Source organism: Acidovorax temperans, from assembly GCF_006716905.1.
GTDB lineage: Bacteria > Pseudomonadota > Gammaproteobacteria > Burkholderiales > Burkholderiaceae_C > Acidovorax > Acidovorax temperans.
Genome location: NZ_VFPV01000002.1, coordinates 311,542 through 333,807, shown reverse-complemented (window position 1 = coordinate 333,807; position 22,266 = coordinate 311,542). Strand labels below are relative to the sequence as shown.

The 22,266-nt window shown below is 64.7% G+C and carries 17 protein-coding genes; 7 read left to right on the top strand and 10 right to left on the bottom strand.

Going from position 1 to position 22,266, the window contains the following annotated elements; translation table 11 throughout:
• Positions 1-23: 23 nt before the first annotated feature.
• From BDD18_RS09615 to corA, 4 genes are all read left to right on the top strand, one after another.
• The gene (locus BDD18_RS09615) at positions 24-1,337 is read left to right on the top strand and encodes a nitrate- and nitrite sensing domain-containing protein (protein WP_142082940.1); all 1,314 of its coding nucleotides are present in this window, start codon (positions 24-26) and stop codon (positions 1,335-1,337) included.
• A 235-nt stretch (positions 1,338-1,572) separates the two neighbouring features.
• Positions 1,573-2,385, top strand: coding sequence for a formate/nitrite transporter family protein (locus BDD18_RS09610; protein ID WP_044399044.1), 813 nt, complete (start codon positions 1,573-1,575; stop codon positions 2,383-2,385).
• A 91-nt stretch (positions 2,386-2,476) separates the two neighbouring features.
• Positions 2,477-4,210, top strand: a complete 1,734-nt coding sequence (locus tag BDD18_RS09605) for a bifunctional protein-serine/threonine kinase/phosphatase (protein ID WP_142082939.1) — start codon at positions 2,477-2,479, stop codon at positions 4,208-4,210.
• A 223-nt stretch (positions 4,211-4,433) separates the two neighbouring features.
• Positions 4,434-5,420: a magnesium/cobalt transporter CorA gene (gene corA / locus BDD18_RS09600; RefSeq protein ID WP_044399042.1), complete on the top strand. Its 987-nt coding sequence runs from the start codon at positions 4,434-4,436 to the stop codon at positions 5,418-5,420.
• A 263-nt stretch (positions 5,421-5,683) separates the two neighbouring features.
• Here corA and BDD18_RS09595 read toward each other — a convergent pair whose 3' ends face one another.
• A complete protein-coding gene (locus BDD18_RS09595) occupies positions 5,684-6,433 on the bottom strand; it encodes a 5'-methylthioadenosine/adenosylhomocysteine nucleosidase (protein WP_142082937.1) in 750 nt (249 codons plus the stop codon).
• A gap of 170 nt (positions 6,434-6,603) precedes the next feature.
• Here BDD18_RS09595 and BDD18_RS09590 point away from each other — a divergent pair, with 170 nt between their 5' ends.
• Positions 6,604-7,935 carry an IS4 family transposase gene (locus tag BDD18_RS09590; RefSeq protein ID WP_125958944.1) on the top strand — a complete coding sequence of 444 codons (1,332 nt, stop codon included), beginning with the start codon at positions 6,604-6,606 and terminating at the stop codon, positions 7,933-7,935.
• 196 nt (positions 7,936-8,131) lie between these two features.
• Here BDD18_RS09590 and BDD18_RS09585 read toward each other — a convergent pair whose 3' ends face one another.
• The 6 genes from BDD18_RS09585 to BDD18_RS09555 all read right to left on the bottom strand — a co-directional run bounded on the left by BDD18_RS09585 (position 8,132) and on the right by BDD18_RS09555 (position 16,800).
• Positions 8,132-9,811, bottom strand: coding sequence for a long-chain-fatty-acid--CoA ligase (locus BDD18_RS09585; protein WP_142082936.1), 1,680 nt, complete (start codon positions 9,809-9,811; stop codon positions 8,132-8,134).
• A gap of 90 nt (positions 9,812-9,901) precedes the next feature.
• The gene (gene pntB, locus BDD18_RS09580; RefSeq protein WP_142082934.1) at positions 9,902-11,314 is read right to left on the bottom strand and encodes a Re/Si-specific NAD(P)(+) transhydrogenase subunit beta; all 1,413 of its coding nucleotides are present in this window, start codon (positions 11,312-11,314) and stop codon (positions 9,902-9,904) included.
• A 35-nt stretch (positions 11,315-11,349) separates the two neighbouring features.
• Entirely contained in the window at positions 11,350-12,954 is a 1,605-nt protein-coding gene (locus BDD18_RS09575) for a Re/Si-specific NAD(P)(+) transhydrogenase subunit alpha (protein WP_142082933.1), read from the bottom strand.
• A 596-nt stretch (positions 12,955-13,550) separates the two neighbouring features.
• The gene (fba, locus tag BDD18_RS09565; protein ID WP_142082929.1) at positions 13,551-14,615 is read right to left on the bottom strand and encodes a class II fructose-bisphosphate aldolase; all 1,065 of its coding nucleotides are present in this window, start codon (positions 14,613-14,615) and stop codon (positions 13,551-13,553) included.
• 98 nt (positions 14,616-14,713) lie between these two features.
• On the bottom strand, positions 14,714-16,102 hold the full coding sequence (locus BDD18_RS09560; protein WP_244939052.1) for a histidine kinase dimerization/phospho-acceptor domain-containing protein: 1,389 nt from the start codon (positions 16,100-16,102) through the stop codon (positions 14,714-14,716).
• Entirely contained in the window at positions 16,099-16,800 is a 702-nt protein-coding gene (locus BDD18_RS09555; protein ID WP_142082927.1) for a response regulator, read from the bottom strand. Before BDD18_RS09555 ends, BDD18_RS09560 begins: the two co-directional genes overlap by 4 nt.
• Before the next feature lie 84 nt (positions 16,801-16,884).
• Between BDD18_RS09555 and BDD18_RS09550 the strand changes: the two genes are divergently transcribed.
• Positions 16,885-17,625, top strand: a complete 741-nt coding sequence (locus tag BDD18_RS09550) for a phosphatase PAP2 family protein (RefSeq protein ID WP_142082925.1) — start codon at positions 16,885-16,887, stop codon at positions 17,623-17,625.
• A gap of 21 nt (positions 17,626-17,646) precedes the next feature.
• Here the strand turns inward: BDD18_RS09550 and pyk are convergent, their stop codons facing one another.
• The 3 genes from pyk to BDD18_RS09535 form a co-directional block, all read right to left on the bottom strand.
• Entirely contained in the window at positions 17,647-19,083 is a 1,437-nt protein-coding gene (pyk, locus tag BDD18_RS09545) for a pyruvate kinase (RefSeq protein WP_066691132.1), read from the bottom strand.
• Positions 19,084-19,174: 91 nt separating this feature from the next.
• Positions 19,175-19,960, bottom strand: coding sequence for a CPBP family glutamic-type intramembrane protease (locus BDD18_RS09540; protein ID WP_142082923.1), 786 nt, complete (start codon positions 19,958-19,960; stop codon positions 19,175-19,177).
• A gap of 14 nt (positions 19,961-19,974) precedes the next feature.
• Positions 19,975-21,366 (bottom strand): aminopeptidase P N-terminal domain-containing protein, encoded by a 1,392-nt coding sequence (locus BDD18_RS09535; RefSeq protein ID WP_142082921.1) that lies wholly within the window; start codon positions 21,364-21,366, stop codon positions 19,975-19,977.
• Between the two features lie 146 nt (positions 21,367-21,512).
• Here BDD18_RS09535 and BDD18_RS09530 point away from each other — a divergent pair, with 146 nt between their 5' ends.
• Positions 21,513-22,250, top strand: coding sequence for a hypothetical protein (locus BDD18_RS09530; RefSeq protein ID WP_142082920.1), 738 nt, complete (start codon positions 21,513-21,515; stop codon positions 22,248-22,250).
• Positions 22,251-22,266 lie beyond the last annotated feature (16 nt).

Here is a 22,266-nt window from a genome sequence, read left to right as displayed (position 1 = left end):
CGAAAAGGATCGAGGAACCGCCCATGCCCGATACGCCCCCCACCCTGTCTGTCGCCAACCTGGTGCTGCGCTCCAAGCAGCAGGAAATCGACGCCCTGCGCCACCTGGCACACAAGGCAGAGTGGGTGGACGTGATCGGGCAGCTGGTGCAGCGCCTGCAACGCGAACGCGGGGCGTCGTGCATTTACCTGGCCTCGCAAACCCAGCGGTTTGCCGAGGTGCGCCACCAGGCAGTCAACGAAGCCCTGCTGCACGAGGAAAAACTGCGGCAGGTGTTCAGCGCGCAGATGGATCCGGCGCAGGGCACCTCAGCCCAGACGCTGTCGCTCATGGCCTGGGCACTGCTCGGGCTGGAATCTCTGCCTGCCTTGCGCTTGCAGATTGACCGGCAGGCCATGAGTGCGCTCGATGCCGTGGCGGCCTACAGCCACCTGATCGCCGGTTTGGTGGAGCTGGTGTTCCACATGGCCGACACCGCAGGCGTGCCTAGTGTGTCGCGCCTGCTGGTGGCCTTGCTGCACGCCGTGCAGGCCACGGAAGAGGCAGGCCAAGAACGGGCCCTGGGCGCCTTGCTGTACGCATCGGGCCACTGCCAGGAAGCCCACCAGCAACGCCTGCTGCACTTGATTGATGCACAGGAGCGGAGCCTGCGCGTGTTTGGTGATTTTGCGGAACCCGCCCTGCGCGCCCGCTGGGATGAGCTGCAACTGGCCCCCTGCATGGCCACACTGGAGCGCCTGCGGCGCGCGCTGTGCGTGGCTCGCCCCGGCACAGCGCTCGACAGCGACCTCAGCAACACCTGGTTCGGTGCCTGCTCCGAGCGCATGGACGGGCTGTGGCAGCTGCAAGGGGATCTGGTCCAGCGCCTGCGCGAGGAGTGCGACGCGCGCATCGCACATGCGCAGCAGGACCTGCAGGACTCTCGCAACCTGCTGCGCCTTCTGCGCGAAAACCCGCCGCAGCGCACGCACGCGGTGGATCGTTTTTTTGAAACAGGCAGCACGCACCCTACCCCGCCCGCACAGGCAGACCACCCGCCGACCAGCGCTGAGCCCACCCCGCTGCGGGAGCTGCTGCGCACGCAATCGCAGCGCATGGCCCAGATGGAGGCCGAACTCGAAGCCACCCGCCGCACCTTGAACGAGCGCAAGATCATCGAGCGCGCCAAAGGGGTGCTGATGGCCCGGCTGGGCATGACGGAAGACGTGGCCTTCCGCGCCCTGCAAAAAACATCCATGGACCAGAACCGCCGCCTGCTGGAAGTGGCTGAGGCCACGCTGGCACTGCCCGACCTGGCCTTTGCTACGCCCGCACCAGGTGCGCGAGCCCTGCAGTGAAACCTCGCCGTGCGGCGCCGCAGCCATAACGCCCGCGCAGGACGGCATGGAAATTGCGAATGCACAGAACAGTCCGGGCTGATGGCGGCACGAACTTCACCGCGGAACCTTCCGCAAGCCACGCAAGCGTGCACCCGGGGATAACGGCGTCCCTACAGCGCACCGCGTTCTTTCACGCGCCACCCAGAGCCTTGCCTGAGGTGGTTCCGCCCGTACCCCGTCCCAAGGAAGTCAAATGGCCTACCTCAACCCTGCCGAGTTCGTCACCAAGATGGTGGATTCTGGTGAATCCAAGTTGCTGATGTCCACCCGCGACACGCTGATCCGCTCGTACATGGCGGGCGCCATTCTGGCGCTGGCCGCCGCCTTTGCCGTCACCGTCACCGTCAACACGGGCAACCCCCTCATCGGGGCCATGCTGTTCCCGGTGGGTTTCATCATGCTGTACCTGATGGGTTTTGACCTGCTCACCGGCGTGTTCACCCTGGCCCCGCTGGCAGTGATGGACAAGCGCCCTGGCGCCACCTGGGGCGGCGTGATGCGCAACTGGGGCCTGGTGTTCTGCGGCAATTTTGCGGGCGCCCTCACGGTGGCCGTGTTCATGGCCATCATCCTCACCTTCGGCTTCAGCGAGGCACCCGGTGCCGTGGGTGAAAAGCTGGGCCACATCGGCGAAGGGCGCACCCTGGGCTATTCCGCACATGGCGCCGCAGGCATGCTCACGCTGTTTGTTCGCGCGGTGATGTGCAACTGGATGGTGTCCACCGGCGTGGTCGCGGCCATGATGTCCACCACGGTCTCGGGGAAGGCCATCGGCATGTGGATGCCGGTGATGGTCTTTTTCTACATGGGCTTCGAACATTCCATCGTCAACATGTTCCTGTTCCCCACAGGCCTCATGCTGGGCGGCAACTTCACGCTGATGGACTACCTGATCTGGAATGAACTGCCCACGGTGCTGGGCAACCTGGTGGGCGGCCTGACGTTTGTGGGTGCCACCCTGTATTCGACGCACTACAAAACCGCCCCCAAGCGCAAGGTGTCCTGACCACTGCACGGCGCGCAGGGCCTGGCAAGCCCAAGCCCAGCGCGCTTTGCCCCCAGTCACCCTGACCGCACCTTGATCCCCCCAACGCACCATGACACAGACGCTGCGCGTGACGCTGGGCCAGCACTCGCGCGGCGGGGTGCATGGCGTCAACCAGGACTTCCATGGCGCTATGCTGCCCCACGAGCCCCTGCGCAGCCGCAAGGGCATTGCGGTGGCGTTGGCCGATGGCATTGGCTCCAGCCCGGTCAGCCAGGAGGCCAGCGCGGCTGCGGTGCGCAGCTTTCTGGAAGACTATTACGCCACCAGCGATGCGTGGTCGGTGCGCCGCTCCGCCCAACGGGTGCTGGGTGCGACCAATGCATGGCTGCATGCGCAAACCATGCGCAGCCACGCGCGCTTTGACAAGGACCGGGGCTACGTCTGCACCTTCAGTGCCCTGGTCGTCAAAGGCCGCGAGGTGCATGTGCTGCATGTGGGCGATGCGCGCATCTACCGGCTGCAAGGCACGGCGTGGGAGCAAATCACCGAAGACCACCGCGTCCACCTGTCGTCGGTGGAGTCGTACCTGGGGCGGGCGCTGGGCACCGGCCCGCACATCGAGATCGACTACCGCTGCCTGGAGGCCGAGGCGGGCGATCTGTACCTGCTGGCCACCGATGGGGCCTACACCCACCTGGACGCAGCCAGCGCACACAGCTCCGTGCAGCAGTTTCCGGACGATCTGGACGCTGCCGCACAAGCCCTGGTGGACATCGCCCAGGCACGCGGCTCCGAGGACGACATCACGGTGCAGCTGCTGCGCATTGACGGCTTGCCCCAGGCCCAGCCGCTGCTGGGCCTGCGCCAGGAATTGGCCCTGCCCCCTGTCCTCACCGAGCGCATGTCATTTGAGGGCTTTCGGGTGGTGCGTGAGCTGCATGTCAGCGACCGCAGCCATGTGCACCTGGCCGTGGACGAGCAGACCGGCCAGCCCCTGGTGCTGAAGCTGCCGTCTGTAGCGCTGCGCGATGACACCGCCTACCTGGAGCGCTTCGTGCTGGAGGAGTGGGTGGCACAGCGGCTGCACAACCCGCATGTGCTCAGGCCCTACGCCACGCAGCGCCCGCGCACGCACCTGTACGTCGCCATGGAATACATCGAGGGCCAGACCCTGGCCCGATGGATGATGGACCACCCCGCGCCCGACCTGGACAGCGTGCGCAGCCTGGCGGCGCAAATCGCCAAGGGCTTGCAGGCCTTTCACAGCAAGGAAATGCTGCACCAGGACCTGCGGCCCGAAAACATCATGATGGACCGCAGCGGCACTGCCAAGATCATCGACTTTGGCGCCACCCATGTGGCCGGGCTCACAGAAGGCCTGACCGACTCCCGCCAGCCCCCGGCCATCCAGGGCACGCTGCAATACACCGCCCCCGAATACTTCACGGGGCAAGGCAGCAGCGCACGCTCTGACCTCTTCTCGCTGGCGGTGCTGGTGTACCAGATGCTCACCGGCCAGTTGCCTTATGGCCTGCAAGTCACCCGCCTGCGCAGCCCGGCAGACACCCGCAAACTGCGCTACGTGCCCGTGCGCCACCTGCGCCCTGACCTGCCCGACTGGCTGGATGTGGTGCTGCAAAAAGCCCTGCACCCCGACCCCGCCAAACGGCAAGAGGCGGTGTCGGAGTTCATGCACGACCTGCACTTCCCCAGCCACGGCCTGCAGCACCGGCGGGCTGTGCCGCTGATTGAACGCAACCCCGTGGTGTTCTGGCAAACCACCACCGCGGTGCTGGCCCTGGCCGTGCTCTGGCTGACGGCCAGGCTGGTGCTGGCGGCCTGAAACCCCTCAGACCCCGCCACGCACACGGGGCGCAACCGCGCCCGCCAGGCCTTGCGCCGCTGCGTGCGGTGCCATAATCGGCGGCTATTGATCGACAAACGGAGACAGCGTTTTGGAAACCTACCCGAGTCGGTAGCTTTCAGCTCCCCTGGCACGCCATGTGGGGTTGAAAGCAACCCGAGCCCCCCACACCGCAGATGCCACCAAACAAGGGAGTGAGCCTATGCTCAACATCTTCACGCTCGCCAATGGCCGGCTGTTCCAGGAAGAAATCGAATCGCTGGAAGAGCTGACCAAGTTCCAGCCGATCTGGGTGGATCTGGAATCCCCCACCCTCGAAGAAAAGCGCTGGATCAAGCAGCACTACGGCCTGTCCATCCCTGAAGATGCGATGGACGACGACATTGAGGAATCCGCCCGCTTCTACGAGGAAGACAACGGCGAGCTGCACATCCGCAGCGACTTCTTGATCGACGACGACGAAGACCCCCGCTCGGTGCGCGTGGCCTTCATCCTGAACCAGCACAACGCCAACCTCAAGAGCCGGGGCGTGCTGTTTTCCATCCACGACGAAGACGTGCCCGTGTTTCGCCTGCTGCGCCTGCGCGCCCGCCGTGCGCCAGGGCTGATCGAAGACGCCAAGGAAGTGCTCCTCAAGCTGTTCGACGCCGATGCGGAATACTCGGCCGACACGCTGGAGAACATCTACGATGAGCTTGAAGGCGTGAGCAAGCAGGTGCTGGCCGGCGACGTGACCGACACCCGCGCAGGTGAAGTGCTGGCCGCCATTGCCCGCCAGGAAGACTTGAACGGCCGCATCCGCCGCAACGTGATGGACACGCGCCGCGCGGTGAGCTTCATGATGCGCTCCAAGATGCTCAACGCCGAGCAGTTCGAAGAAGCGCGCCAGATCCTGCGCGACATCGAGTCGCTGGACAACCACACGGCCTTCCTGTTTGAAAAGATCAACTTCCTGATGGACGCCACCGTCGGTTTCATCAACATCAACCAGAACAAGATCATCAAGATCTTCTCGGTGGCCAGCGTGGCGCTGCTGCCGCCCACGCTGATCGCCAGCGTGTACGGCATGAACTTCCAGTACATGCCCGAACTGGCCCAGGAATGGGGCTACCCCTACGCGCTGGCGCTGATGGTGGCCAGTGCGCTGGGCCCCATGTGGTACTTCCGCAAGCGCGGCTGGTTGAAATAGGAAGCCCCCCTGTGGCGCGAGCCTACGCGCCGCTGCCTGAGGCATCGGCCCTTCGGAACTGTCCAAGCCTGCGCAGGCAGGCTCGGAGCCGCAGTTCCTCAGCCCCCAAGGGGGGACGCCTCCAGCGGCCCGGCAAAGCCGGTTCCGCGGTGGCGCTGGTATTGGGGCGCGCCTTTATCAACGCCCGCTGTTTTTTCGAACGCAAGCATTCACATCAAAATGGCCGCCAGCGCTTGCCAGATAAGCGCCAGCAGCTATGAATTTCATAGCTTTTGTAAGAAGCCCTGGATGATGTGCTCGGCGTACCGGGTGGCCACGGTGTTCACAAACGCCGGGAAGTCCACGTGGGCCGAGTCGTCAGCGCGATCAGAGATGGTGCGCATGGCGGCAAAGGGCAGGCTGTAGTCGTGGCAGACCTGGGCCACGGCGGCGCCTTCCATCTCTACCGCCAGCACCTCGTGCCCCGCGCTGCTGAGCGCGGTGCGCAGGCCCTGCACTTCCTGCGCGGCGCTGACAAAGCGGTCGCCACTGGCAATGAGCCCCCGGTGGGCGCGCGGCTGGCCCGCCACCAGTTTGGAGTCAAATTGGCCTGCAGCGCTTTGTACATAAGCGCTGGCAGCTTCCAAAAGCATAGCAGTCAACGCGGTATCGCAACTGAGGCGGGTGCGTGCGTAACCGGGCAGCTCCCAGCGCGGGAACAGGGGCGATGCGTCCATGTCATGCTGCACATAGTCGTGCGCCACCACCACATCACCCACCTGCACCCCATCGCCCACGCCCCCGGCCACGCCGGTGAACACGATGCGCGCCACGCCAAAACGCTCCACCAGCGCCGTGGCCGTGGTGGCAGCGGCCACCTTGCCGATGCCCGACAGGGCCAGCACCACCGGGCGCCCATGCCAGTCCCCCTGCCAAAAGGCCCGGCCCGCGTGCATGGTGCGCCGGGGTCGCAGCAGGTGTTGCAGCAGGGAGCTTTGTTCTTCTTGAAGGGCGCTGAGGATGGCGGTGGTCATGTGCTGGATTGTCCAGCATCCACTCTGACACCTGCGGCGCTGTCCCCGTGAAAAACGGCCCCGATGGGGCAATGCCAGTAAGTTAAGCAAAGGCCCTTCGGGGTCTTTGTTGTTTGTACAGTGCAGGCTTGATCAATTGAGCTTTGGCCATAGAGGTCAAGCGATAGCCAATGCTGCTGCAAGAGTACCTGAACGATACCCATGAGTTTGCGAGCCCCGAACAATGGGGTGTCGTTCAAAGCAACATACCCCAGCAGTGGATTGAACAGGCCTTGCAGATGACGGGTGTAGCCACGCTGCGCAAGCGGCGACTGCCCATGGAGCAGGCACTTTGGCTGGTATTGGGTGTGGCCTTGCTTAGAGACCGCTCCATCGTGAACGTGGCCGAGGTACTGGAGCTGGCACTGCCTGGGCAGCACAATGAACCCATCAGCTCCAGCGCGCTGAGCCAGGCGCGCCAACGGCTGGGCAGTGAGCCCCTGCAATGGCTGTTTCGCCACACTGCTGCCCATTGGGCGCACCAGCAGGCCGCTCGCCACCGCTGGCAAGGCTTGGCGCTGTACGCATTGGATGGCGTGGTCTGGCGTACCCCCGACACACAAGACAACCGCCAGCACTTTGGTTGCCAGCGCAACCACGCAGACCACCAAAGTCCCTTCCCCCTGGTGCGCATGGCCTGCTTGCTCGATGCCAGAGCTCGTTTATTGGTAGATGCCAGCCTGGATGCCTACGACACCAGTGAGTACGCATTGGCTGAACGCTTGTGGCCGAAGTTGCCGCCTGACTCGCTGGTGATTGTGGACAAAGGGTTTTACTCGGCAAGTCTGCTGTGGCCGCTGCAACACCGCCAGGGACGTCACTGGCTGATCCCTGCGCGTGCCGGACTCAGGGGCGAGGTGGTGCAAACGCATGGCCCTGGCGATGTGAGCTTGCGCATGAAGGTCTCGCCCCAAGCTCGCAAGAAAGACCCCGGCTTGCCGCTCACGTGGGAGGTGCGCGCCATCACCCGTGAACTCGATGGCAAACCCAGAACCTTGTTCACGTCCCTGATGGATCCGGCACGCTACAAGGCCGAGGAGGTGTTCGCGCTGTACCACGAACGCTGGGAGATTGAGCTGGCCTATGGAGAGATGAAGACGGACATGCTGGGCCAGGCGATGACGTTGCGCAGCCAGCAACCCGATGGGGTCAAGCAAGAGCTGTGGGCAACCTTGCTGATGTACAACCTGATCCGCTTGGAGATCACGCGCATCGCAGACGAGGCCAAAGTGCAGCCCTGTCGCATCAGCTTCATCACGGCGCTGCGCTACATCGTGGATGAGTGGCTGTGGAGTTCAGGATCACACACCCCTGGGGCCATCCCGGCCAAGCTTGCGGCCATGAGAAAGAACATCCGCCGCTTCGTGCTGCCGCCTCGCAGATCCCACAGGCGGTATCCGCGTGAGGTTCGTATGACCAAGACCCAGTATCCCGTCAAAAAAATGCCGCTCAGACTTAACTGAGCGGCATTGCCCCGATGGGGCCGTTTCTCTTGTCAAGCGATGAGCCGCTGCGCTTCACGTTGCTGCGCAACATGAGCCTTCGCCGCAAGAAGCGCCCCTTCGGGTGGAAAAGGCACGCTGGGGCTTGTGGCTTCGGCCGCTGCGCTTCACGTTGCTGCGCAACATGAGCCTTCGCCGCAAGAAGTGCCCCTTCGGGTCACTTCTTGTCGCGCAGCTCCCTACGCAGGATCTTGCCCACGGGGGTCTTGGGCAGTTCGGTGCGGAACTCGATCACCTTGGGCTGCTTGTAGCCCGTGAGGTTGGCCTTGCAGTATTCCTTGACCTGGGCTTCGGTGAGGGCGGGGTCTTTTTTGACGATCACGAGCTTCACCGCCTCGCCCGTCTTTTCGTCGGGTACGCCCACCACGGCGCATTCCAGCACGCCAGGCATGTCGGCCACCACTTCTTCGACCTCGTTGGGGTAAACGTTGAAGCCGCTGACCAGCACCATGTCCTTCTTGCGGTCCACGATCTTGAAGTAGCCGCGCGCATCCATCACGCCCACGTCGCCCGACTTGAAGTAGCCGTCCTCGGTCATGACCTTGGCGGTTTCGTCAGGGCGCTGCCAGTAGCCCGCCATGACCTGCGGGCCCTTGATGGCGATTTCGCCCGACTGGCCCAGGGTGGTGACTTCGCGGCCATCGTCGTCCAGCAGCTTCATGAAGGTGCTGGGCAGCGGCACACCGATGGTGCCCGTGAATTCCTTGGCCGTCACGGGGTTGCAGCTGACGATGGGCGAGGTCTCCGACAGGCCGTAGCCTTCGCAGATGGGGCAACCCGTCTTTTCCAGCCAGAGCTTGGCCACGGCGCCTTGCACCGCCATGCCACCGCCCACCGAAACCCGCAGGTTCTTCCAGTTGACGGTGTTGAAGTCCGGGTGGTTGGCCAGGCCGTTGAACAGCGTGTTCACCGCCGGGAAGCTGTGGAAGGTGTGCTTGGACAGCTCCTTGAGCACCGCAGGCAGGTCGCGCGGATTGGGGATGAGGATGACTTTGCCGCCGGTGCGCATGCCCAGCATCATGTTCACCGTGAAGGCGAAGATGTGGTACAGCGGCAGGGCGCAAATGCTGGTGGGCTGCTCGCCCGCGGGCAGCGACTTCATCACTGGCTCGTTCCAGGCCTCGGCCTGCAGCACGTTGGCAATCACGTTGCGGTGCAGCAGCACCGCGCCCTTGCTCACGCCGGTGGTGCCACCGGTGTATTGCAGCAGCGCGATGTCATCGGGCTTGATGTCCACCGGCTTGAACGTGCCGCGCTGGCCCTTGGCAATCGCGTCGTTGAAGCGCACGGCGCCGGGCAGGCTGTATTCAGGCACCAGCTTCTTGACGTTGCGCACCACGTAGTTGACCAGCATGCCCTTGAGGAAACCCAACTGGTCGCCCATGGCGCACAGCACCACATGCTTGACAGGCGTGTTGGCAATGCAGCTTTGCAGCGTGCTGGCAAAGTTCTCGATGATGACGATGGCCTTGGAGCCGGAGTCCTTGAGCTGGTGCTCCAGCTCGCGCGGGGTGTACAGCGGGTTGACATTGACCACCACAAAGCCTGCGCGCAGCACAGCGGCCACCACCACGGGGTACTGGGGCACGTTGGGCATCATGATGGCCACGCGGTCACCCTTGACCAGGCCCAGGCCTTGCAGGTAGGCGGCAAACGCACGGCTGAGCGTATCGGTCTGCGCAAAGCTGATGTCCTTGCCCATGAAGCTGTAGGCCACGCGGTCTGCGTATTGGCGGAAAGCCTCATCCATCAACGCGACCAAAGAGGCGTACTGCGTGGGGTCAATGTCTGCGGGAACGCCTTGGGGGTAAGCAGCCAGCCAGGGGCGGTCGGTCATTTATTTGTCTCCTGAAAAGTTTTTCTGGGGCCCGGACAGCACAGTCATTTTCAGCACGACCGTGCTTTTCCTGAGATCGGATTATGCCCGTCAGGCTTTGAGCGCTGCGAGCACCTCGTCCAGCATTTTCTTGGCATCGCCGAAGAGCATGCGGTTGTTTTCCTTGTAGAACAAGGGGTTGTCTACTCCGGCATAACCCGACGCCATCGAGCGCTTCATCACGATGGAGGTCTTGGCCTTCCACACCTCCAGCACCGGCATGCCGGCGATGGGGCTGGTGGGGTCGTCCTGCGCGGCGGGGTTCACGATGTCGTTGGCGCCGATGACGATGGCCACGTCGGTGTCCGGGAAGTCCTCGTTGATCTCGTCCATCTCCATCACGATGTCGTAAGGCACCTTGGCCTCGGCCAGCAGCACGTTCATGTGGCCGGGCATGCGGCCCGCCACCGGGTGGATAGCAAAGCGCACCTGCACGCCCTTGTCGCGCAAGGTCTTCACAATGTCGTTGACCGTGTGCTGCGCCTGGGCCACCGCCATGCCATAGCCGGGAACGATGATCACGCTCTTGGCATCGCGCAGCAGCTCGGCCGTCTCGGCGGCGGCCACGGGCACCACTTCGCCCTGCGGTTCGGTGGCGTCTCCCTTCTTGGCGGGCGCGCCAGCACCGGAGCCAAAGCCCCCGGCAATCACGCTGATGAAGTTGCGGTTCATCGCGTTGCACATGATGTAGCTCAGGATCGCACCCGAGGAACCTACCAGCGCACCGGTCACGATGAGCAGGTCATTGCTGAGCATGAAGCCCGTGGCCGCCGCCGCCCAGCCCGAGTAGCTGTTGAGCATGGACACCACCACCGGCATGTCGGCCCCGCCAATGGCCATGACCATGTGGATGCCGAACAGCAGCGCAATCGCCGTCATCACCATCAGCGGCACCATACCTTGCTCGATGGTCTCCGCGCGCAGGAACTCACGGCCAAACCAGATCACTACCAGCAGCGCCACCAGGTTGAGCCAGTGGCGGCCGGGCAGCAGTAGTGGCTTGCCGCCGATCTTGCCGTTGAGCTTGCCAAAGGCAACCAGCGAGCCGCTGAAGGTGACCGCGCCGATCAGGATGCCGACGTAAATCTCCACCTCGTGGATGATCTTTTCCGCGCCCTGCAGCTGGATGGAGGTATCGACATAGCTGGCAAACCCCACCAGGCAGGCCGCCAGGCCCACCAGGCTGTGCATGAGCGCAACCAGCTCGGGCATCTGCGTCATCTTGACGACCTTGGCCGCATAGAGGCCAATGCCGCCGCCAATGACCAGTGCGCCCACAATCCAGGCAACGCCAGCAGGGCTCACGCGTGGGCCAAACACGGTGGCCAGCACAGCCAGCGCCATGCCGACCATGCCGAACAGATTGCCCCGGCGGGAGGTTTCAGGATTGGAAAGCCCACCCAGGCTCAGGATGAACAAAATGGCCGCGCCCAGGTAGGCGACGGTAGCGAGACTTTGGGACATGTTCTGTGCTCCTCGTTGTTCTTGTCGTTATCGGATTACTTGCGGAACATGGCCAGCATGCGGCGCGTGACTGCAAAGCCGCCGAACATGTTGATGGCCGTGAGCACCAGGGCCGCAAAGGCCAGCCACAGGATGAGCCCGTCAGGCCGTCCGTTTACCCCCGCATCGGGCGGCGCAATCTGCACCAGCGCGCCGATGGCGATGATGCTGGAGATGGCGTTGGTCACGCTCATCAGCGGCGTGTGCAGCGCGGGCGTGACGTTCCACACCACCATGTAGCCGATGAAGCAGGCCAGCACGAACACCGTGAAGTGCCCCAGGAAGGCCACGGGCGCATAGGCGCCGACGGCCCAGAACAGCACGGCCATCACGGCAAAAACGATGGTCAGCGTCTTGGCGGACATGGGCGCGCCCGTGCCGTGGCCATGGCTCGATTTCTTTTCAACCACCGGGGCCGCTGCCTTGGGCGCGGGCGCCGGTGTCTGCTTGAGGGGCGGGGCGGGCCAGGTGATGGCGCCGTCCTTGACCACGGTGAGGCCACGGATCGCGTCGTCTTCCATGTTGACCACGGCCACACCGTCCTTGGCCTTGCACAGCTCTTCGGTCAGGCGCAGCAGGTTGGTGGCGTACAGCGTGGACGACTGCTTGGCCAGGCGCGAGGCCAGGTCGGTGTAGCCGATGATGGTCACGCCATGGCGCACCACGGCCTCGCCGGGCACGGTCAGCTCGCAGTTGCCGCCCTGCTCGGCGGCCATGTCCACAATCACGCTGCCGGGCTTCATGCTCTGCACCATCTCAGCGGTGATGAGCTTGGGCGCGGGTTTGCCGGGGATCAGCGCGGTGGTGATGATGATGTCGGCGTCCTTGGCCTGCTCGGCGTACATCTTGCGCTGCGCGGCCTGGAAGCCTTCGCTCATGACCTTGGCATAGCCGCCGCCGCCCGAGCCTTCTTCCTCGTAGTCCACCTTGACGAACTCGCCGCCCAGCGACTTGACCTGATCGGCCACCTCGGCGCGCGTGTCGTTGGCGCGCACGATGGCGCCCAGGTTGGCAGCGGTGCCGATGGCGGCAAGACCCGCCACGCCAGCGCCTGCAATGAACACCTTGGCCGGTGGCACCTTGCCTGCGGCGGTGATCTGGCCGTTGAAGAACCGGCCGAAGGCATTGGCCGCCTCGATCACGGCGCGATAACCACTGACCCCAGCGGTGGAGGTGAGCGCGTCCATCTTCTGAGCGCGGCTCAAAGTGCGGGGCAGGCAGTCGATGGCCAGCACCGTGGCCTTCTTGGCGGCCAGCTGCTGCATCAGATCGGGGTTCTGGGCAGGCCAGATGAAGTCGATGAGGGTGGTGCCCTCGCGCATCAGCGCCACTTCCTCGCTGCTGGGCGGGCGCACCTTGAAAACGATGTCTGACGCAGCCCACAAAGCCGCCGCGTCGCCAGCGATTTGCGCGCCCGCAGCGCGGTAGGCGTCGTCGCTGAAATTGGCGGCATCTCCGGCCCCGGACTCCACGGTGACGGCAAAGCCCAGCTTGATCAGCTTCTCCACCACATCGGGCACGGTGGCCACGCGTTTTTCGCCAGGGAAGGTTTCACGCGGCACGCCAATGCGCTGCGGCTGTAACGTCGGACTTGTCTCCATGGGGATCTCCTCAAGTTTTGAAATCGTTATTCAGGACTACCAGCCTGGGAGGGAGCAGTCCGGCGCTAGCAAGGTGTGTCAAGCGCTTGATACTTGGCGATGCACCTTGCCGCAGCCGGCACGGTTCTCCTGGCACGAGCAGTCAGCCATCGTTCAGTTCATGGGCATTACCACTTGATCACGGGGACACCCATGTTCCCTCGATGCGGTGCGAGTTCCGGCGCTAAATAAACACCGCAGAGCTGCAGAACCATGGAAAACATGAAGCGGTATGACTTTGTACGAAATGGCGTCAATCATCCGATAACTGGCCAGACTGCAGCGCAGAGTTTCTTTCAAAGCATCCGTGATCATGGTTCGCACCGACACTCCATCCAAGTGGTGAAACATCCGCCGAACCCACTTTCAGACGGACTGTCGAAAAAGCTGACTATGAGCTTACATGAAGAAATACTTATCACCGTCGCGTTTTGCTGATGCGAGCGTCACCCTCCAGACAGACCGAGGGGGAACGGGCTTTCGCCGCAGCAGCTGCACGAAAAAAAGCGCCCCGCCACTTCAAGTGGCGGGGCGCTGAACGCAGAGCGTGGCGGTGGTCAGTTCACCACTTGGGCAAGCGCGCCGGATGCGTACTGTGCGGCAATGGTTTGCAGGCTCAGGCCCTTGATCTTGGAGCCCTGGCCTTCGCAGCCAAATTCCAGGTAGCGCTGCTTGCAAACCTGCTTGGCCGCTTCGCGGGCAGGCTTGAGCCATTCGCGGGCATCGAACTTGTCGGGGTTCTCGAACAGGAACTTGCGCACCGCGCCGGTCATCGCCAGGCGGATGTCGGTGTCGATGTTGATCTTGCGCACGCCGTGCTTGATGGCTTCCTGGATCTCGGCCACGGGCACGCCGTAGGTTTCCTTCATCTTGCCGCCGTACTGGTTGATGATGGCCAGCAGCTCTTGCGGCACGGACGACGAGCCGTGCATCACCAGGTGGGTGTTGGGGATGCGGGCGTGGATTTCCTTGACGCGGCTGATGGCCAGAATGTCACCTGTGGGCGGGCGGCTGAACTTGTAAGCGCCGTGGCTGGTGCCGATGGCAATCGCCAGCGCGTCCAACTGGGTGGCCTTCACAAACTGGGCCGCTTCCTCGGGATCGGTCAGCATTTGGCTGTGGTCCAACTTGCCTTCGGCACCAATGCCGTCTTCCTCACCGGCATCACCGGTTTCGAGGTTGCCCAGGCAGCCCAGCTCGCCTTCCACCGTCACGCCCACCTTGTGGGCCATTTCCACCACCTTACGGGTGACATCGACGTTGTAGTCAAAGGAAGAAGGTGTCTTGCCGTCTTCCATCAGCGAGCCGTCCATCATCACCGAACCAAAGCCCAGGTCGATGGCGCCCTGGCAGACCTTGGGCGAGGTGCCGTGGTCTTGGTGCATCACCAGCGGAATGTGGGGGAAGGCTTCGACCGCAGCCTGGATCAGGTGCTTGATGAAGGGCTCACCCGCGTACTTGCGGGCGCCAGCGCTGGCTTGCAGGATGACGGGTGCGCCCACTTCGTCTGCGGCGGCCATCACGGCTTGCACCTGCTCCAGGTTGTTCACGTTGAAAGCGGGGATGCCATAGCCGTTGATAGCGGCATGGTCGAGCAATTCGCGCATGGAGACGAGAGGCATGGTCGTTGGGTCCGTTGAGGGTGGTAGGAGCGCCGCGGCCACCGGGGCCAGGCAATTTTTCAAGCAGCGGTTGGTAACCGCTTGGTAACTCCGCGATTTTACCCGGCTGTGAGCAGGGACTCTCGTGCGAAATCCAGACGGTAGCAGGTGGTGAATGGCGCAGGTGCCGGGGCCTTGCCAAAACGGGCCCGGTGCACCTGCGCCACCCGCGCCACAATTTCATGGCCCAGATGCAGGCTGTCCACCGCGACCGGCGCTGCGGCCACCACATCGCCCGCAGCCACCACGCGCGCGCCGTCATCGCACACCTGCAGCCAGGCACCGTGCTCCCCACCGCCCTCGCCCATCTGCACGGCAATGCGGGTGCGCGCAGGGGTGTGCTTGAGGGCGTTTTCAATCAGGTTGCGCAGCAACAAATCCAGCAGCACCGGATGGCCTCGCACCAAGAGCGCGTCTGGCGCGCTGACCTCCAGCTCGTCGCCCCGCTGCCACGCGGCCTGGGCGTATTCGGCACACGCGTTGCGCGCCAGGGCGGCCAGGTCCACACTGGCCGTGGCGCCGTCCAGTTCGGCACGGCTGGCGCGCGCCAACGCCAGCATCTGGTTGAGCACATGCCCTGCACGCAGGGCGTCCTGGCGAATGCGGTCCAGCGCTTGCGCCTGCGCCTCGGGCGCCAGCTCGCCCCCCAGCGCACTGGCCTGCAGCGCAATGGACGACAGCGGAGTGCGCAGCTCGTGTGCCACTTCGTTGGCCAGTCGGCGTTCACGGGCCATGGCCGCCTGCTGGCGGTCCAGCAAGGTGTTGATGGAAGCCTCGACCGACTCGAACTCCTTCCAGGCGTTCTGAGAGGCCAGACGCTGGTCTGCCGTGGGGTCCAGCGCAGCCACATCGTCTGACAGGGCGTACAGCGGCTTGAGTCCCCGGCGCAAAGCCAACCCCAGGGCCAGCGCCACCACCGGCAGCAGCCACAGCCCTGGCTCGATCATATGCTCGGCAATGTCCTTGGCCAACTCGTCCCGCTCGCGCACGGCCACCAGCACCATGATTTTGCGACTGCGATCGGCATTCCACTGCGAAAAACTGCGCCAGGCCACCGGCGGGCTGCCCAGGTTCAGATCGGCAAACCCTTCTGTCTCGTCAAACTTTGGCACCGGCGCCGAACCGCTGGCCGCCACCACGCGGCCTTCTGCGCTCCACTGCACCACGCTCAAGGATTGCTGGTAGTCGTGTGCCTTCAAGCCGGGCAGTGGTGCCCGCTGGGTGGCATGCACCCCCTCGACAGACTCGAACGCCCGCAAATTCAGCAGCAGTGACGCGACGCTGGCCAAATGTCCGTCGGTCAGCTCATCGGCCTCGTGCACACCGGTCTGGTACCCCATGAACACGAAACTGCCCCACACCGCCACCAGCGCCCCCAGCGACCACAGCAACAGGTGCTGCGTCAGCGAAGCGCTGCGCGCTGACGGGGCGGCAGCCGGAGCGGTCACGCTGCCTCCTGGGGAATGAAATAGCCCACGCCGCGCATGGTGAGAATGCTGCCGCTGCCCAGCTTGCGCCGCAGGTGGTGGATGTGCACTTCCACGGCATTGCTCTCGATGGCGGCATCCCAGCTGTACAAACGCTCCTCAATCTGCTGGCGCGACAGCACATGCCCACGCGCCTCCAGCAACACCCGCAGCACAGAAAACTCGCGCGGCGACATGTCCACCAACTGCCCGTGCAGCCGAACGGTGCGGGCGGCGGGATCCAGCTCAATGCCGCCATGGCGGATGGTGGGGGCCGCACGGCCCGCCGCCCGGCGCAGTAGCGCTCGCAGCCGGGCATCCAGCTCGTCGATGTCAAAGGGCTTGGCCACGTAGTCGTCGGCGCCCATGTCCAGCCCCGCAATGCGTTGCTGCACCTGGTCGCGTGCGGTCACGATGAGCACCGGTGTCGCCGGGTTGGGCAAGGCTGCGCCCGAGGCGCCCACCGTGGCTGGCGCCGACCGCAAGCGCTGCAACAGAACGCTGCCGTCTGCGTCAGGCAAGCCCAGGTCCAGCAGCACGGCGTCAAACCGCTCGGTGCGCAAAGCGCTCCAAGCACTGGCCACATCGCCACACACATCCACGGCATAACCGCGTTGCTGCAGCGTGGTGCGCAGGCCTGCGGCGATGCCTGCATCGTCTTCAATCACCAGGATTCGCATGGCCGGATTGTCACCGCAAGCCGCGGCAAGTCCGCTTCGCGTCCATTAAGACCGGGTTAAGTGCCACCTTTTAACGTCGCAGGCATGCAGCAATCCTCTCTTTCGGGCGCACAACCGCAGTCCATTTCGCAACGCCACACCCTGGTGGTCACCTTGCTTCTGCTGGCAGCCGTGGTGGCCTGGGATGCAGGAGGGCAGGACCTGGCCTGGGCAAACGCCTTTGGAACCCCCTCGGGCTTCCCTTTGCGCGAGCACTGGTTTTTTGTGCAAGTGATGCACGAAGGCGCGCGCCGCATCGGGTGGCTGGTGGTGCTGGCATTGGCGCTGAGCGTGTGGTGGCCCCTGGGGATTCTTCGCCGCCTGGACGCCAGTGAGCGCCTGCAGATGGCCCTCAGCGCCTTGCTGGGCCTGGCTGTGGTGAGCGTCATCAAAAACCTGAGCAACACCAGCTGCCCCTGGGATCTGGCGGAGTTCGGCGGTGTCGCGCGCTACGCCTCGCACTGGGCGCTGGGCGTGATCGATGGCGGGGGCGGCCGCTGCTTCCCCGGCGGCCATGCCTCGGCAGGTTTTGCGTTTGTGGGGGGCTACTTTGCGCTGCGCCGCAAGCAACCCGTTGCGGCACGGTGGTGGCTAGCGGGCGCGGTGCTCATGGGCTTGGTGCTGGGTGGCTCGCAGCAGGTGCGCGGTGCGCATTTCATGAGCCACACCCTGTGGACCGGTTGGCTGTGCTGGACTACCGGCTGGCTGGTGGACTTGGCCGCCGTGGCCCTGCGCCCCCGCATTGCGGCCTTTTTGCACTCTACCCCCGCACCCGTGGCAGATTGACCGGGGCCGAAGCCCCGGTTTTTAACTGGCCACGCAGATCTTGAGCATGTTGGTGCCGCCCGGCGCCCCCATGGGCTCGCCGCAGGTGATGGCGTACACATCGCCCTTTTGCACGATGTTGCGGCTCTTCAAATGGCCTTCGGCCTGCTCCAGCGCCGTGTCACGGTCCGCGCTGGTGTCCATGAGCAGCGGGCGCACGTTGCGGTACATCGCCATCTTGCGCTGCGTCGCCACCTTGGGGGTGAGGGCGTAAATGGGGATGTGGATGCGGTGGCGGCTCATCCACAGGGCCGTGGCACCGCTGTCGGTCATCGCCACGATGGCCTTGGCGCCCAGGTGGTGGGCCGTGAACAGCGCGCCCATGGCAATCGACTGGTCGATACGGCGGAAGGTCTGGCCGGTGAAATCGGCATCAAGCTGGTGGTCTTCGGCGGCCTCAGCGGCGGCGCAAATCTTGGCCATCTCTTCCACGGTTTCGAGCGGATAGCGCCCGGCGGCTGTTTCGGCGCTCAGCATCACTGCGTCGGTGCCATCCAGCACGGCGTTGGCCACGTCGCTCACCTCGGCGCGGGTGGGCACGGGGTTGGTGATCATGCTCTCCATCATCTGCGTGGCAGTGATGACCACCTTGTCCATGTCGCGCGCCATGCGGATCATCTTCTTTTGCAGCGCAGGCACCGCCGCATTGCCCACTTCCACGGCCAGGTCGCCACGCGCCACCATGATGCCGTCGCTGGCGCGCAAGATGGCCTCCAGGTGCGGAATGGCCTCAGCGCGCTCGATCTTGGCGATCAGGCCCGGCTTGTGGCGGTATTCGGCAGCGGCCACGTTGCACAGCTGGCGAGCCATTTCCATATCGGTCGCGTTCTTGGGGAAGCTCACCGCCACGTAGTCGGCCTGAAAGCTCATGGCCGTGCGGATGTCTTCCATGTCCTTGGCCGTGAGGGCGGGAGCCGTGAGCCCACCACCCTGCTTGTTGATGCCCTTGTTGTTGGACAGTTCACCGCCGAGCTTGACGGTGGTGTGCACCTCTTCGCCGCGTACCGCATCCACCGTGAGCACGATCAGGCCGTCGTTGAGCAGCAGCAGGTCGCCCGCCTTCACGTCGCGGGGCAGCTCCTTGTAGTCCAGGCCCACGCCGTTGATGTCACCTGGCTCGGTGCGCGAAGCGTCCAGCACGAACTTGGCACCGGGTTCCAGAAACACCTTGCCGTCGGCAAACTTGCCCACACGGATCTTGGGGCCCTGCAGGTCGGCCATGATGGCCACTTCGCGCCCGGCACGCTGGGCGGCAGCGCGCACCGTGGCAGCGCGATCAATGTGGTCCTGCGCCTTGCCATGGCTGAAGTTCAGCCGCACCACGTTGACACCCGCTCGGATCATCGCCTCGAGCAGTTGCGGGTCGCTTGAAGCAGGACCCAGGGTGGCAACGATCTTGGTGGCGCGGCGAGTGGCCATGGCGAGTCTCTTTCGTGTAGATGTAATCGGGTTTCAATTTTCACACGAAACCGGTTACATGCCCGTTACCAGAAAACCCTGACACGCCCCCTCAGAGCAGCGGGGATGCCAGCAGATGCGCGAGGACATGGGCAATGACGGCTGCCTCCAGGCCGTGGCGCGCAAATAGCCCGCCCGCCACCAAGCCAAAGACCGTATTGCCCACCAGGACAAACGCTACCACCGGCATGGTCAACACCCCGGCCAGCGCCTGCGCAGCGGGCAAATGCCCCACAGCAAACAATACGGCGCTGAGCAGCACCGCAGTAGCCACCAACCCCTTGCGGGGCTGCCCCTGCCCGCGCTGCAGCAGGCGCCAGCCCAGCCACAGCAGCAGGCTCATCACGCCCCAGCGCATCAGCAGCTCTTCGGTGATGCCGCCATACAGCAGCTTGACCGCCAGCGGCATGGCATTGGCGGGGTCGGAGGGCTGGAGCGCTGCAGGCGCCAGCCGGGACAGGAGCCACAGCCATGCGGCACCCGCGACACCGCCCCAGAGTCCGGGCACGAGTTGGGCCCGCAGCGCAGGCCCTACTGGCAGACCTGCCAGCCAGGAAGACACAGCGGGCGCCCGCAACCCGACGCGGGGCGCCAGCCACACCCCCAGCGCCACGGCCAGCGCCAGAAGCACCGCCGTCTGCAAGCCACTGAGCAGGAGCACGGCCTCCAGCGGCAGGGGCAACAGGGCTTCGTTGACCTTCAGGGTGGGCAGCAGCGCCCAGACCACGGCCACCACACCGGGCATGCCCAGCAGCCACAAAGCACCGCCCAGCCGCCACTTGCCGGGCTGCGCCGGAGCATGTGCCGTATCAGCACCGGCGGGCTTGTCCACAGCCATGGTTTGGCCCTCGCTCAGCCGCGCATCAAGGCTTCGATGGCATCGGCTTCCACGGGCACATCGCGTGTGATCAGCTCACAACCGGCCTCGGTCACCACGGCATCGTCCTCGATGCGGATGCCAATGTTCCAGAACTGCTCCGGCACGCCCTCGGCGGGGCGCACGTACAGCCCAGGCTCGATGGTCAGCACCATGCCGGGGCGCAGCACGCGGCTGGGGCGGTTGGTGATGGTCTCGCCCGAGAGCGGGTCCTTGCGTTCGCTGGCCTGGCCCACCTCGCCGGGCTCCACGTAGCTGCCGCAGTCGTGCACATCCATGCCCAGCCAGTGGCCGGTGCGGTGCATGTAGAACTGGAAGTAGGCACGTTTTTCGATCACGTCCTGGGCGGTGCCCACCTTGTTCTTGTCCAGCAGCCCCAGGTCGAGCAGGCCCTGCGCCAGCACGGCCACCGTGGCGTCGTGCGGGTCGTTGAAGCGCGCACCGGCCTTGGTGGCTGCGACGGCGGCGTCCTGGCTGGCCAGCACCAGGTCATACAGCGCGCGCTGCGGGGCGGTGAACTTGCCATTGGCCGGGAAGGTGCGGGTGATGTCGCTGGCGTAGCCGTCCAGCTCGCAGCCTGCGTCAATCAGCACCAGCTCCCCATCGCGCACGGGCGCGGCATCGGCGCGGTAGTGCAGCACGCACGCATTGGCGCCAGCTGCGACGATGGAGCCATAGGCGGGGTATTGCGAGCCGCCTTCGCGGAACGCGTGCAGCAACTCGGCATCGAGGTGGTATTCGCGCACATCCTGCCCGGCACGCAGCATGCGGGCAGACCGCTGCATCGCGCGGATATGGGCCTGGGCGCTGATCTGGCTGGCGCGGCGCATGATGTCCAGCTCATGCGCGTCCTTGATGAGGCGCATCTCGTCGAGCAAGGTGCACACATCGCTTTGTTGCGCTGGGCACAGCGCTCCGTAACGCACGCGGGCGCGCACGGCGTTGAGCCAGCCCTCCACCCGCGCCGCCAGGCCCGTGTGCGTGGCGAAGGGGTACCAGACGCAGCTGCGGTTTTCCAGCAGGCGGGGCAGTTGGGCATCCAGCACCGCAGAGGACTGCGCAGCATTCACCCCCAGCGCTTCGGGCGCGGCGGCGGGGCCCAGGCGGTAGCCGTCCCAGATTTCGCGCTCCAGATCCTTGGGCTGGCAAAACAGCGTGCTGTGCCCCTCGGCCGTGAGCACCAGCACTGCACCAGGCTCGGCAAAGCCGGTCAGGTAGTAGAAGTAGCTGTCGTGCCGGTAGATGAAGTCCGTGTCGCGGTTGCGCGGGCGTTCAGGTGCGGTGGGGATGATGGCGATGCCGCCGGCGCCCAGCATCGAAGCGAGGCGGGCGCGGCGCTGGGCGTAGATGGATTGCGTTGCATTCATGTATACATTTTGAGCCCAACTGGCGCTGCCCCCGATATGTCACAGAGAATCTGCGCCCATAGGCTCGGATGTTCAAGCCCCCCGTGCTGGCGCACAGGCCCTCCGCCGCCTAGCGCCGCAACGCCTCTTTCCATCGATACGCATTCATGCTGAACTTTTTTCTGTCAACTTTCGTGCCCGCGCTCGGGGTGGTGCTCACGGCCGCCCTGCTGATCTACGGCGTTTACTACCGCTGGGTGGATGTGCCCCAGAAGTGGCTGCTGACCCGCGAGGCCCTGGTGGCGCTCATCGTGGTGGCAGGCCTGTGCGATGTGTGGCTGGGCGTGCGCGCCTACCTGTCCCACACGGAAAAGCAGACCTGGCAAGACAGCGCTGCCGTACGCGCCAGCCGCGAACGCTTCGTGCTGCCCCAGGATTTCCAATATGGCGAACTGCTCATCCCTGCAGGCAGCTTCATCAACCGCACAGACCCCTTTGACCGGGGCGAACCCCACCGCCCCCTGGCCCTGCATGGCCTGGACGCCGTTCGTTTTGCACAGCCGGTGGAGGTGGCTGGCGTGCTGGCGACCGCCTTGCAGGTGGTGCCCATGCGGGTGGAGCTGGCCGACAACCAGCGCATCGGGCCGGTGCACCGCTATGACACGGCCACGCAGACCTGGGTGCCCAACAAGGTCATGCCCACGCTGCAGTGCCGCAAGGGCCAGATCGCTCTGTTCCAGGTGCCGCACATCCCCTACGACCTGCAAGCCGAAGTGGGCAAGCCGCCGCCAGATGGCCCGGACGCCCGTTTTGCGCCCAGCCAGTGGCTGTTTCGCGGCTGCGAAAACGGCCCTGTGACCGTGCAAGCAGCCTACAACGCCGCCCAAGCCACTGCCACGCCATGACCCTACACGGTTGGCA

What these genes read in the sequence shown, in the direction of transcription:
- BDD18_RS09590 (WP_125958944.1), top strand. Translation starts at nt 6,604, where the DNA reads ATGCTGCTGCAAGAGTACCTGAACGATACCCATGAGTTTGCGAGCCCC.
- BDD18_RS09535 (WP_142082921.1), bottom strand. Translation starts at nt 21,366, where the DNA reads ATGAATGCAACGCAATCCATCTACGCCCAGCGCCGCGCCCGCCTCGCT.
- fba (WP_142082929.1), bottom strand. Translation starts at nt 14,615, where the DNA reads ATGCCTCTCGTCTCCATGCGCGAATTGCTCGACCATGCCGCTATCAAC.
- pntB (WP_142082934.1), bottom strand. Translation starts at nt 11,314, where the DNA reads ATGTCCCAAAGTCTCGCTACCGTCGCCTACCTGGGCGCGGCCATTTTG.
- BDD18_RS09585 (WP_142082936.1), bottom strand. Translation starts at nt 9,811, where the DNA reads ATGACCGACCGCCCCTGGCTGGCTGCTTACCCCCAAGGCGTTCCCGCA.
- BDD18_RS09610 (WP_044399044.1), top strand. Translation starts at nt 1,573, where the DNA reads ATGGCCTACCTCAACCCTGCCGAGTTCGTCACCAAGATGGTGGATTCT.
- BDD18_RS09530 (WP_142082920.1), top strand. Translation starts at nt 21,513, where the DNA reads ATGCTGAACTTTTTTCTGTCAACTTTCGTGCCCGCGCTCGGGGTGGTG.
- BDD18_RS09555 (WP_142082927.1), bottom strand. Translation starts at nt 16,800, where the DNA reads ATGCGAATCCTGGTGATTGAAGACGATGCAGGCATCGCCGCAGGCCTG.
- BDD18_RS09605 (WP_142082939.1), top strand. Translation starts at nt 2,477, where the DNA reads ATGACACAGACGCTGCGCGTGACGCTGGGCCAGCACTCGCGCGGCGGG.
- BDD18_RS09595 (WP_142082937.1), bottom strand. Translation starts at nt 6,433, where the DNA reads ATGACCACCGCCATCCTCAGCGCCCTTCAAGAAGAACAAAGCTCCCTG.
- BDD18_RS09550 (WP_142082925.1), top strand. Translation starts at nt 16,885, where the DNA reads ATGCAGCAATCCTCTCTTTCGGGCGCACAACCGCAGTCCATTTCGCAA.
- corA (WP_044399042.1), top strand. Translation starts at nt 4,434, where the DNA reads ATGCTCAACATCTTCACGCTCGCCAATGGCCGGCTGTTCCAGGAAGAA.
- pyk (WP_066691132.1), bottom strand. Translation starts at nt 19,083, where the DNA reads ATGGCCACTCGCCGCGCCACCAAGATCGTTGCCACCCTGGGTCCTGCT.
- BDD18_RS09615 (WP_142082940.1), top strand. Translation starts at nt 24, where the DNA reads ATGCCCGATACGCCCCCCACCCTGTCTGTCGCCAACCTGGTGCTGCGC.
- BDD18_RS09540 (WP_142082923.1), bottom strand. Translation starts at nt 19,960, where the DNA reads ATGGCTGTGGACAAGCCCGCCGGTGCTGATACGGCACATGCTCCGGCG.
- BDD18_RS09575 (WP_142082933.1), bottom strand. Translation starts at nt 12,954, where the DNA reads ATGGAGACAAGTCCGACGTTACAGCCGCAGCGCATTGGCGTGCCGCGT.